General features: G+C 73.0%; 12 protein-coding genes. 11 read left to right on the forward strand and 1 reads right to left on the reverse strand.

Annotation, left to right across the window (positions count from 1 at the left end; all coding sequences use genetic code 11):
• The first annotated feature begins 6 nt into the window (after positions 1-6).
• The 11 genes from NT8_RS31255 (at position 7) to NT8_RS11550 (ending at position 9,275) form a co-directional block, all read left to right on the forward strand.
• The gene (locus NT8_RS31255; RefSeq protein WP_067967542.1) at positions 7-975 is read left to right on the forward strand and encodes a phage tail family protein; all 969 of its coding nucleotides are present in this window, start codon (positions 7-9) and stop codon (positions 973-975) included.
• 1 nt (position 976) lies between these two features.
• The gene (locus tag NT8_RS11505; protein WP_067967545.1) at positions 977-2,149 is read left to right on the forward strand and encodes a siphovirus ReqiPepy6 Gp37-like family protein; all 1,173 of its coding nucleotides are present in this window, start codon (positions 977-979) and stop codon (positions 2,147-2,149) included.
• Entirely contained in the window at positions 2,149-3,141 is a 993-nt protein-coding gene (locus NT8_RS11510; RefSeq protein ID WP_067967549.1) for a hypothetical protein, read from the forward strand. The genes NT8_RS11505 and NT8_RS11510 overlap by 1 nt, the downstream gene beginning before the upstream one ends.
• A gap of 9 nt (positions 3,142-3,150) precedes the next feature.
• The gene (locus NT8_RS11515) at positions 3,151-3,447 is read left to right on the forward strand and encodes a hypothetical protein (RefSeq protein ID WP_157515699.1); all 297 of its coding nucleotides are present in this window, start codon (positions 3,151-3,153) and stop codon (positions 3,445-3,447) included.
• Positions 3,444-3,659, forward strand: a complete 216-nt coding sequence (locus NT8_RS11520; protein ID WP_067967556.1) for a DUF7620 family protein — start codon at positions 3,444-3,446, stop codon at positions 3,657-3,659. The genes NT8_RS11515 and NT8_RS11520 overlap by 4 nt, the downstream gene beginning before the upstream one ends.
• Complete coding sequence (locus tag NT8_RS11525) at positions 3,656-3,979, forward strand: putative phage holin (RefSeq protein ID WP_067967560.1); 324 nt, start codon at positions 3,656-3,658, stop codon at positions 3,977-3,979. Before NT8_RS11520 ends, NT8_RS11525 begins: the two co-directional genes overlap by 4 nt.
• 32 nt (positions 3,980-4,011) lie before the next feature.
• On the forward strand, positions 4,012-4,941 hold the full coding sequence (locus tag NT8_RS30805) for a peptidoglycan recognition protein family protein (RefSeq protein ID WP_394326577.1): 930 nt from the start codon (positions 4,012-4,014) through the stop codon (positions 4,939-4,941).
• 63 nt (positions 4,942-5,004) lie between these two features.
• Positions 5,005-5,346 (forward strand): hypothetical protein, encoded by a 342-nt coding sequence (locus NT8_RS11535; protein ID WP_067967563.1) that lies wholly within the window; start codon positions 5,005-5,007, stop codon positions 5,344-5,346.
• Complete coding sequence (locus tag NT8_RS11540; RefSeq protein WP_067967566.1) at positions 5,343-7,331, forward strand: right-handed parallel beta-helix repeat-containing protein; 1,989 nt, start codon at positions 5,343-5,345, stop codon at positions 7,329-7,331. Before NT8_RS11535 ends, NT8_RS11540 begins: the two co-directional genes overlap by 4 nt.
• Positions 7,332-7,339: 8 nt before the next feature.
• Positions 7,340-8,080, forward strand: coding sequence for a hypothetical protein (locus NT8_RS11545; protein ID WP_157515701.1), 741 nt, complete (start codon positions 7,340-7,342; stop codon positions 8,078-8,080).
• 1 nt (position 8,081) lies between these two features.
• Positions 8,082-9,275: a hypothetical protein gene (locus NT8_RS11550; protein WP_067967572.1), complete on the forward strand. Its 1,194-nt coding sequence runs from the start codon at positions 8,082-8,084 to the stop codon at positions 9,273-9,275.
• A gap of 523 nt (positions 9,276-9,798) precedes the next feature.
• On the opposite strand, the gene NT8_RS29875 is transcribed toward NT8_RS11550, so the two are convergent.
• The coding region (locus NT8_RS29875) for a hypothetical protein (protein WP_169805211.1) at positions 9,799-10,115 on the reverse strand (317 nt) is incomplete at its 5' end.

The following is a 10,115-nucleotide window of genomic DNA, read 5'->3' on the forward strand; positions in this document are numbered from 1 at the left end:
CCGAGCGTGCCGCTGCTGCACATCCCCCCGGAACCCCCGCCGCCGCCGCCGAGGGTGTGGCCGAAGGTCCCGACCCCGCCGCCGAAGCGCATCGTGTGGGTCGGGCCGGACGGGGCCGAGTTCGGGTTGTCCGACGGCGACCCCTACACCTCGACCACCGGCCGGTCGGGATTCGGCGTGGTGCGTCCGGACCACACGGTGGACCGCACCATGAGCGGCACCGCTCTGATGCGCGCGATCCGCGTCACCCCGCGGGTGATGCGGGTCCCGCTGGTGGTGGCGGGTCGCGACCCGGCCGCCTACCTGGCCTCGTGGCGGGCGCTGGCCGCCTCGGTGCGCCACCAGCACGGCGGGCAGGTGCAGCCGGGCCGCATTCGGGTGGAGCTGCCCGACGGGTCGTGGCGCCAGATCGACGCCTACTACCAGGACGGCCTTGGCGTGGCCGAGGACGTCCTGGACGACCTCGTCTGGTCCCGCCAGGACCACCCGTCGCTGGAGTTCTACGCGCCCGACCCGCACTTCTACGGGCCGGCGGTGGAGCAGGCGTGGCGCATCCAGGTCGGGGGCAGGCGGTTCTATCCGCTGTACCCGATCAGGGTGAACCCCAGCCAGCTCGGCGGCACGGCGACGTTCGTGAACCACGGCGACGCCGACGCCTACCCGGTGTGGACCGTGACCGGCCCCGGTACCCCGCTGGTCACCAACCTCGACACCGGTGAGTCCTGGGGGTTCTCCGAGCCGCTCGCCGACGGCGACGTCGTGACGGTGGACTGCAGGCCCCCCGACATCGCCCCCGACACCGGGCTGACCGCCGTCGACCAGGACGGCGTCGACTGGTGGGGCCGGTTCGCGGGCTGGCCCGAGCTGTTCCGCTTGCAGCCGGGGGAGACCCGGCTGCAGATCACGATGACCGGCGCGGATGCCGCCTCCCAGGTGGCGCTCAGCTACGCGCCCCGATACCAGGCGGGATGGTGAGATGCGGCCCCGCACCCTGCAGGTGATCGCGCGGGACCCCGACCTGGTTCCGCGCGGCTACCTGCCCTACACCCGTGCTGAGATCACCCTGAACTGGCTGGCCGTGTCCTCGTGGACGATCGACCTGCCCGCCACCCGGCGCGTGCTGGAGATGTGCTCCCCCGGGTGGGGGGTGATCGTCCTGCTGGACGGCGAGCAGATCCTGTCGGGGTCGCTGGAGGAGCCCGAGCGGGACCGGTCCGCCGAGGGGTCGGCGGCGGGCATCGGCACCGTGTCGGCCACCGGCGCCGACGACCTCGCGATCGTGGCGGGGGAGCTGGCGTGGCCGGTGCCGACGGCGCCGGTGGACACCCAGACGGCGGCCGCCCGCGACACCCGGACCGGCCCGGCCGAGACCGTCATCAAGGGCTACGTCTCAGCGAACGTCGGCACCGGCCGTCACGCCAACCGGAGGGACCCGGCGGCGCCGGACGTGCGCGAGGTGGTGGTCGGCCCCGACCTGGGCCGCGGCGCCGATGTCGAGTTCAGCGCCCGGTTCGATCCGCTGCTCGACCTCATCCGCGCGGTGCCCGGCGGCCTCGGCGTCACCTGCCAGCAGATGGACGACCAGATCGTGTTCGACGTGGTCGAGCCCCGCGACCTGTCCGGGTCGGCCGTCTTCAGCTTCGAGATGGGCAACCTCCGCCGGGCCCGCTGGTCCGACGGCATCCCCGAGCTGACCCATGTCGTCGTCGGAGGAGACGGCGAGGGCACCACGAGGGTGTTCCGGGAGCGCCGCGACTCCGCAGCCGCCAACGCCTGGCGGATGTCGGTGGCGCGGTTCCTCGACCAGCGCTCCGCGAACTCCAACCTGGAGATGGACCAGGCCGGCGACAAGGAGCTGGCCGACGGCCGCCGGTCGGGCATCATCAGCGCCGAGCTGGTCGACACCGCCCGGCTGGCCTACGGCCACCACTACCGGTTGGGCGACCGGGTGACGATCGTCCCCGACGCCTCGGGACCCACCGCGTTCACCGACGTCATCACGAGCGTGAAGATCACCGCCGCTGCCGAATCCGGCCAGCTCGACATCATCCCTGCCGTCGGGTGGACCGACGGCCCCTACGAAACCAGGGCGGACCGCGAGCTGGCGCGGCTGCAGCGCGCCGTGTCGGCGCTGGGAAGGAGCACCTGATGTGGCGCGCATGGCCGCACGACTACGAGCCCAAGGCGGCACCGGAGGACCCCGACGTCCCGATGGAGGTGACGGAGGAGGAGTTCCGCCACACCCTGGCGGTGGCGACGCAGTCCGGGATCGACCGCACCTCCGGCACCGGGGCGACGAACGCCCTGCAGGCCGCCCCGCTGCCCGACAGCAGCGGCGTCACGGTGCAGCCGGGGTTCGCCCAGATCAACGGGTACAGCGCCCTGCTGGACGCCCAGGACACCGTCACCGCGCCCGCCAACGCGAGCGCGCTGCCGCGGCTGTACCGGGTCGTGATCCGTCACGACGTCGGCGCCCGCACCGCCGTCGCGGCGATCCTGGAGGGCACCCCCGCCTCCTCCCCGCAACTGCCCGCCGTCACCCGGACGGACACCATCTGGGAGGAGCCCCTGGGCCGGTTCCGCCGCAACGGCAACGGCGGGCCCATCACCTCGTTCCAGGACGACCGGGTGTTCCTCAACCCCGCCGGGCCCCTGCTGTGCTCGTCGGCGGCGCGGCCGGTCGCTCCCGAGGTCGGGACGCACGCCTACGAGCTGGACACCGGCCGCACCATCCTGTGGGACGGCTCCACGTGGACGACCGCCGCCGACCCGGCCTACCCGTCGGCGTGGCAGCCCATCCCCCTGAGCGCGGGCTACTCCAACCTCGCGGGTGAGGGCAACACGCCCAGCTACCAGCTCGAGACGCCCACCAGGGTGCGGCTGCGCGGGTCCATCGGGAAGAACAGCGGGCCCATCCCCAACAACGCGGTCATCGGCCGGATGCCGACGGGGGCGCGCCCCAACGCGTACACGAGGCAGGTCACCGCCGCCGAACTCCAGAGCTCAGCCGCGGCGTTCGTCCGGCTCACCGTGGTCAGCGTGAACGCGACGTCGAACCAGCCCGGCCAGATCATGGTCGGCGTCATCGGCGACTACACCCCCGAGTGGGTGTACCTCGACGGTGTCGTTTACGACGTGTAGGGGGTGCCGATGGACCCCGCAGGTCTGGCTGACCTGATCCCCTTCGCCGACCTCGGCGTCACCGGGCTGCTCAGCGTCGGCATCGTCCTGATTCTCATGGGCCGCCTGGTGCCCGGCCGCACCGTCGACCGGCTCCTGGAGTCCCGCGACTTCACGATCGCCCAGCAGCGCGCCACGATCGATCGCCAGCACCAGACCATCAGCACCCAGACCGAGCAGATCACCCAGCTCCTGGAGACCGGGCGCACCGGAGCGCACGTACTGGAGGCCATCCGAACCCAGACAGGCCCCGGGGAGGGGACATGACCTGGTTCCGCAAGCTCTGCCGCCGCCACCGGCCCGCCCCGCCGGTGACGACCGAGGAAGCCGCGGCCCAGGCGAACCGCGCGGCCGCCGCCCTGAACGAAGCGCGCGCCCGCGAACCGGAGGTGCGCAGCGTCGCCGCCAGGCTGCGCGCGCAGCGCGAGGAGAACCACTTCTCGGAGCTGATCTTGCAAGCGTTGAGGGAGGGGCGATGATGCTGTCCGGCCTGACCATGGCCGGCAACGTCCTGGTGGTCATCCTGGCCATCGTGTTCTGGGTGTTCGCCGGCACCTACACCGCGCTGGCCCGGTGGGAGAAGAGCGAGGCGGGGCGGGCGCTGTTCGTGTTCTCCACCGCGTGCGCCGCGATCCTGACGCTCGGGATCGCGCGGATGTTCATCGCCGACTCGACCGTGTTCGCCGTCGCCCGCCTGATCCTGTACGGCGGGGTGCTCTACGTCGCCGTCACCATGCTCATCGTCATGGTCCGCGCCCAGCGCACCGCCCGGCGCGAGCGCGCCCGCCACCGCCGCTGACCCCCACAGACCCGTTATCGGAGGAGGACCACGTGCCCCGACCACAGCTCTACATGACCCGCGCGGACCTGGGGTGGGGGCCGTCGCCGGCCGCCTACGCCAATCCGCGCGAGGGCCTGTGCATCCACTACGACTCCGCCGACCAGAACCTGGCCGAGAAGGCGCACGAGGCGTGCGTCGACTACTGGCGGGGCACCCGAGGGTTCCACACCGGCCCCTCGCGGGGCTGGGCCGACCTCGGCTACAGCTTCATGGCGTGCCCGCACGGGCACGTGCTGGAGGGCCGCGGCCTGTTCAAGACCCAGGCGGCGCAACCCGGCGGGAACTCGTCCTACTACTCCTGCACGCTGGCCACCGGTCCCACCGACGAGATCACTCCGCAGCAGATCGAGGCCGTCCGCCAGCTCCGCGCCTGGCTCATGGAGCCGGAGACCAGCATCGCGGGCACCGTCAAGGGCCACCGCGACTTCATCTCTACGAGCTGCCCCGGCGACCGCGCCTACGCCCTGGTCCGCGACGGATCGTTCCGCAAGGCCCCCGCCTGGAACCTCACCGACGACAACCCCGAGGAGAACGACACCATGCGCTTCATGTGGTACGGCCGCGCCGAGGGCTACACCCTGCGCGCCGGCGACGAGCAGGAGATCACCTGGACCGGGCGGCGCGGCGGCACTCCCGAGCCGCCCTACGTCAGCGTCCTGTTCCAGAACGCGGTCGGCAACATCGTCGTCCGCGTCGCCGACCACGTGCCCGGCGCGGTGCGGCTGGTGGCCCGCAAGGTCAACCAGGACACCGGCGAGGTGGTCGCGGACCTGCCCATCGGGGTCTTCGACGCCTCCGGTCAGCTCGTCATCGCCGAGCAGTGCTACGACCGCGAGCGCATGCGCCTGGTCCTCATCGCCGACGACGACACCCCCGTGCGCAACCTCAAGGCCAACGTGGTCTACACCCCCGCCGCCTGATCCCGCCCGCCCCCCATCCCGCCCCGGTCGACCGGCCGGGGCTTCATCATGTCGAGGAGTCCCATGTTCACCGTCTTCGGCCGCGAGCCCGCGGTCATCATCGGCGCCGTGTCGGCCGTGCTGTCGCTGCTGGTGGCGTTCCAGGTGCCCGGCATCAGCGACGCCACCGCGCCACTCATCGTCGCCGTCATCACCGCCGTGTTCGGCGCGATCACCGCGGCCCTGACCCGGCCCGTCGCGCCTGCGGCGTTCACGACCCTGGTGACCGCGGGGGCCGCCCTGCTCGCCGGCTACGGGTTCGAGGTGTCGGCGGAGGCCGTCGCCGCGGTCAACGGCGTCGTTCTGGCGACCCTCACCCTGATCACCCGCCAGCAGGTCACCCCCACCACGGGGGTGGCTGCGTGAGGCACCTGTTCGGCCAGACCCGCGCCGACTGGGTCATGGAGGCCGGCGACCCGATCCAGGCCGGGGAGACGATCGTGGCCTACGTCGCGCACATGCTCCCGTCCCAGCCGGTGACCCTGTGGTCCGCCGCCACCGGCGGCGAGCAGGTGGTCGACCTCGTGCACGCCGACACCGGGGAGCCCATCGGGTCGGCCTTGGTGACCGACCAGTACGGATCGATCCCGGCGTTCCGGGGCCCGGAGGGCGTCACCTACCTGTGGGCCTCAGCGTCCATGGACGGGTCGTCCCCGCGGTACGCGATGATCGCGACCGACGTCGCCGACGGCTACACCGACGTCACCGACACCCTCACCGCCCTGGACACGGCGGTGGACGACCTCGGCGCCCGGACGACCGTCCTGGAGGAGCAGGCCGGAGAGGCATCCGGCCCGTCGGGGTGGCACGACGTCACCGCCGCCCCCTACTCGGCGCCGGCCGACGGCACCACCGACGCGACCTCGGCCATCCAGGCGGCGCTCACCGCGTGCGCCGACGCGGGCGGCGGCGTCGTGTGGGTGCCGGGCGGGACCTACGCGATCGCGTCGGGGCCGCTGCGGATCTATGGCGACACCCACCTGATGCTGGCGCCATCCGCGGTGATCCGCCGGACCGCGGCGGGCACGATGCTCCTCAACGGCGACGCCGACCAGAGCTTCGGCGGCTACACCGGGCACGGCAACATCACCGTCGAGGGCGGCACGTGGGACGCCAACGGCACGGTCGTCACCGCGAACAACATGGCCATTTCGATCGGGCACGCGGAGAACGTCACCATCCGCGACACCACGATCAAGGACGTGCCGGGCTACCACGCCATCGAATGCAACTCCACCAAGGGCGCGCGCATCGACCGCGTGTCCTGCCTCGGGTTCGTCGCCACCGCCGGCCGCGAGTTCTCCGAGGCCATCCAGTTCGACCTCGCCAAGGGCTCCAGCTACTTCGGGGGGTTCGGCCCCTACGACGACACCGAGTGCGTCGACGTCCTCGTCCAGGGCTGCCGGATCGGCCCCTCGGGAACCCCCGGCACAACGAGCTGGGGGCGCGGCATCGGATCGCACTCCACCTCGCCGGACCGGCCGCACCGCGACGTGCGCATCATCGGCTGCCACATCTCCGACACCGCCCAGTGGGGCATCGGCGCCTACGCCTGGTCCGGCGCCATCATCGCCGACACCACCTTCGACGGATGCGGGGCGGGGGTGTGGGCGCGCACCCTGGACTCCTCCTCCACCAGCCACCGGACCCGCGCCAACGGCACCACCATCACCGGGTCCCAGCCGCTGGCCGGCATCACCGTCAAGGGCTGCACCTTCCTCGGGTGCGACACCTACGCCCAGGTGGTGATGCTGGAGGGCGAGGCGGCCGGGCAGTGGCGGCGCTGCGTCGTCGCCGACAACGTCATGGAGTGCTCCGGCACGCCCGGAGGCAACACCGCGATCCGCCTGTCCTACGTCAACGACTCCACGGTCAGCGGGAACACGATCTATGAGGCGAGCAACACCGCGATCTCCCAGGGCAACATCTCCGGGGTCACGGTGACCGGCAACCGGGTCAACGGGTCCCGGGCCGGCGGCATCTCCTGCGACACCGGCGCCCAGGTCGTCATCTCCGGCAACGACCTGTCGAACATCGACCACAACGGCATCCACATGCTGACCTCCACCGATGTGCAGGTCACCGGCAACCTCATGAAGTCGTGCGGTCGCGCCGGCGGTACCCAGTACGGCATCCGGGTGTCCTCCACCTGCACCTACTTCACCTTGTCGGGCAACCGGGTGCGCGGGCACGGGTCGGGGTCCGAGGTCACCAACGCGATCGGGATCACGGCGACCTGCACGAACTTCAAGTCGTTCGGCAACGACGTCCGCAACTCGCTGTCGACCAGCACCGCGCTGGTCTACGGCGGCGGCGCCGGCCAGGACACCACCGCGACCGACATCAGCTAGGAGGCGCTGTGGCGAGGCACCTGTTCGGCCAGACGAGGGCGGACTGGGCGATGGCCACCGGCGAGGCCGTCATCGAAGACGACGTCGCCGTGGGCTACGTGCCCGTGATGCTGCCCGGCCAGCCCATCACCCTGTGGGCCGCTCCTGACGGCACGACCCCGGTCACCGACATCACCGACCCCGCCGGGGCCCCGGTCAGCCAGCTCGCGGCCGACGCCGACGGCAACATCCCCAGCTTCAGGGGCCCGGACGGGGTCCGGCTGGTGTGGGCCTCGGCCAGCGCGGACGGGTCCTCGCCGCGCTACGCCATGACCGCGATCGACCTGGGCGCCGACATCGCCGACCACGAGACCCGGCTGGCGACGCTGGAGGCCGGGGGGGTCGGCACCTCCGTCCCCGAGCACATCCGGTTCTCCGCGGCGACCATCACCACCGCCGAGGCCGCGGACCCGCCGCCGGCGCACCGCGCCTACAACCTGACCGGCGGAGAGCAGACCGTGCTCGCCATCCAGGCCGCCGCCGCCGTGGCCCCGGCCGCGGGCCCGGTGGAGGTCGACGTCCGGGTCGACGGCGCCAGCGTGTTCGCCGCGCCCGGGGACCGGCCGTCCATCCCCGTCGCCGCGAACGCCTCGGCGGTGGTGGCGCCGACGGGGTCCGCGGCGCTGCCCGCCGGGTCCTACCTCACCGTGGTGCCCACCGCCGGCGACGATGCCGCGCAGGCCATCACCGTGACTGTGCGGGTGGTCTGACATGGTGACCCTGCGCGCCAACGAGTTGTCGGGCACCCCGGACACCGAGATCACCACCGCCAACAGTGCGGCCGGTGGGGACGCGTTCACGGCCGTGTCCGGCGGCCCGCTCTACACCGCCGACGGACGGGAGGGCGGTGGCGGGGCGTACCTGCCCGGGTTCGGCATCGGCGGGTACAGCGTCCTGGAATGGTCGGGCCTCGGCGACGGGCCCGTCGCCGTCCGCGCGTTCGTCCGCCTGGACGACCCCGACGGGTTCAGCCAGGACGTCGCCATCAGGATCGGTGCCGCGCAGGTGCGCCTGACCACGGGCTTCGGCTCGGGCGTGGTGGTCGAGACGGACGAGGACACCACCGTCCTGGCGCCCGCCACCGCCATCCCCTTCGGCACCTGGATGAGGATCGAGGCCACCGCCGCCGGGGACCGGTTCACCGGTCGGGTGTTCTTCGACGCCTCCTCCGACCGGCCCTCCTGCTCCGGCGTCATCACTCGCTCCGACACCTTCACGACCGTGGGCGCCGCTGGCCGCCGTGCCCACCTCGACCAGCTCCTCGTCGCCGACGCCCCGTGGCCCGTCGGGCTGCTCCGCGTGCAGTCGTGCGGCGGGCCGCCCGGCACCGAACCCGTGGCCGGGAACAGCTCTTATGGGGATGCGTGGGGGGCGGTCGACGCCGGGATCACCTACACCGCCGACGGGTACGCCGGCCCCGGTCTGCGGCTGCCCGGGGGCGCGACCGCCCGCGGCGTCGCCTGGAACAGCGGGTTCGCCCTCGGCGACTTCGCCGTGCGCGGGCACCTGCGGCGCGACGAGGGCGCCGAGGACGGGCACGTCGCCTGGGCCAACACCGGCGGCGGGGTGTTCCTGACCTCCGGGGGTGGGCTGTCCTGGGCGGGCCTGGAGCTGCCCGCCGGCGCTGTGCCCGCCGGGGAGTGGGTGCGCGTCGAAGTCCGCCGGTCCGCCGGCGTCGGCCACCTGGAGGTGTTCGGCGACCCGCAGGCCACCACCCCCACGGCCGCCGCCTCCGGGATGGTGCCGACCGACCTCCAGCCGCAGTGGTGGTGGGAGCGGTACGGCACCGGCGGCATCACCTGGGACGAGCTGGCGCTGGCCGACACCGGCGACCGCATCGGCCCCATCACCCTGCCCGAGCACCCCGGGTACACCGGGTTCGGGCTGCCCATGTTCGCCACCTAGCCAGCACGAGACCGCCCCGCCCTCCTACGTGGAGGGCGGGGCGGCTTCGCTGTGCCCAGGGGGTGGGCGGGGTCACGGACCACCCCCTGGGGTGGCGGCCGGCCCCCTTGCCCAGGGGACCGGCCGCCGTCGCGCGCGGCCTGCCGTATCCACCGTCAGATTGCGCGCGCGTCTAGGGGGACGCCTCGGCGCAGGTCATTTCGTGACGCGTTTCGTGACACGGTGCCTGCGCGGCGTCCTCGGGGTCCGCGTCAGAGGGACCTGAACGCGGCGGGGAGCCCTTCCGCCAGCATGCCCAGCGCGACAGCGAGGGCGATGATGAGGAGGGCATAGACGAGGGTGGCGCGCTGGCTCACGCGGAGTCCTTCCGGTCGGTGCGTCTGGGGTGCTTCCCGCCCCGCCTGGGGAAGGCGGACGGGCGGGGCGGGAAGCGGCCGGGCGGCCTCGGGGCCCGGCGTTGTGGACCGCGCACCGGCTTCCCCCGGGGCATCAGCACCCCTCACCTTCGCCGGTGCGCGGCCGTTCATGGGCGCCGACTGGTGTCGTTGGCGATGGAGAACACCTGGGAGGACCGGTAGTAGGTGCGGGCGCCGGAGTAGACGCGGTCCATCTCGGCGGCGGCGAGCACGGGTTCGGGCCAGCCGAGGATGCCCGCGGCCTCGGGCTCGGTGAGGTCGTACAGCCAGGGTTTGGCGTAGGCGCCCCACGCCGCCCACACCGACCGGTAACCGTTGGGGTGGTAGTAGACGCCCCACGCGTCGGCCTCCGCGCGCGTGACGGCGAGGGCGGGCGGGGACTCGGCGAGGGGGTCGTCGGCGAGGAGCGCGCCCGGCACGCCGG

Origin of the sequence: Nocardiopsis trehalosi NBRC 14201, assembly GCF_001552555.1 — a bacterium.
GTDB lineage: Bacteria > Actinomycetota > Actinomycetes > Streptosporangiales > Streptosporangiaceae > Nocardiopsis_B > Nocardiopsis_B trehalosi.

What these genes read in the sequence shown, in the direction of transcription:
- NT8_RS11550 (WP_067967572.1), top strand. Translation starts at nt 8,082, where the DNA reads ATGGTGACCCTGCGCGCCAACGAGTTGTCGGGCACCCCGGACACCGAG.
- NT8_RS11525 (WP_067967560.1), top strand. Translation starts at nt 3,656, where the DNA reads ATGATGCTGTCCGGCCTGACCATGGCCGGCAACGTCCTGGTGGTCATC.
- NT8_RS11510 (WP_067967549.1), top strand. Translation starts at nt 2,149, where the DNA reads ATGTGGCGCGCATGGCCGCACGACTACGAGCCCAAGGCGGCACCGGAG.
- NT8_RS11535 (WP_067967563.1), top strand. Translation starts at nt 5,005, where the DNA reads ATGTTCACCGTCTTCGGCCGCGAGCCCGCGGTCATCATCGGCGCCGTG.
- NT8_RS11515 (WP_157515699.1), top strand. Translation starts at nt 3,151, where the DNA reads ATGGACCCCGCAGGTCTGGCTGACCTGATCCCCTTCGCCGACCTCGGC.
- NT8_RS11505 (WP_067967545.1), top strand. Translation starts at nt 977, where the DNA reads ATGCGGCCCCGCACCCTGCAGGTGATCGCGCGGGACCCCGACCTGGTT.
- NT8_RS11520 (WP_067967556.1), top strand. Translation starts at nt 3,444, where the DNA reads ATGACCTGGTTCCGCAAGCTCTGCCGCCGCCACCGGCCCGCCCCGCCG.